Source organism: Helicobacter sp. MIT 14-3879, assembly GCF_003364125.1.
Window position 1 is genome coordinate 1 of the sequence record NZ_NXLP01000174.1, and the last position, 756, is coordinate 756.

A 756-nucleotide genomic window follows, 5' to 3' on the forward strand; every position below is an offset into this window, starting at 1 on the left:
ATTTCTTGTCCTACTTCTTCAAAAGCAGACAAAATAAGCCCATAACTTCCTGCTCCACCTAGAAAATCCCAAAATTCATTAGCAACTTTAAGTTCTGCATTCAAGTCCAACATACCTGCCATTGTCCAACGCTCATAAGGTTTTGGTTCATAAGGATTATAAGGAATGGCAATCAGTGATTGAATATTTAAATTTGGATTACTATAAGCAAAACACGCCACCCACGTTAAAAGTGTGCGTTTAAATTCTTTAAACCCTCCCTTGTTTGGTTTAGCAGTTTTAATATCAATTAAATAAACATCACTGCCTTTTTGCAAAAATAAATCCACCTTGGGAGGCTTAATAATGCTTGTCTCACCATTTTGTGCAACCGCTAAGATTCTAGTGATTTCCTCAAGTTTATTGGGTTTAGAATTTCCACTTTCTAAAGAATCCATAATATCTTGAATAATTCTTTGTGATTCTTTTGTTATTATCTCTCCTGCTACTGCTTGTCGCTTGATTGTATCAAATCTATTTAGTCCTAATTCTTCCGCTACTGGCTCAAAACAAGGCAAAGCCGCAGTTTCTTTAGTAAAAATACTTGTGCCAAAATTTGTATTTAGACTTTGGATAAAGCTATAAAGTGCCATTCTATCCTTGCCTAAAAGTCTTGTATGGAAAGGCATTGAGGAAGTTTCAGGCTTGTAGTTTTCAAACTTATTGCGTAATGCTTGAACTAAGCGATTTTTGATATTGATTTTAAGATTTTGCATT

General features: G+C 34.4%; 1 protein-coding gene. It reads right to left on the reverse strand.

The features are described from left to right. Window positions 1-756 (reverse strand): TdeIII family type II restriction endonuclease (locus CQA44_RS12210; protein ID WP_115547437.1); only part of this gene is annotated, 756 nt, incomplete at both ends.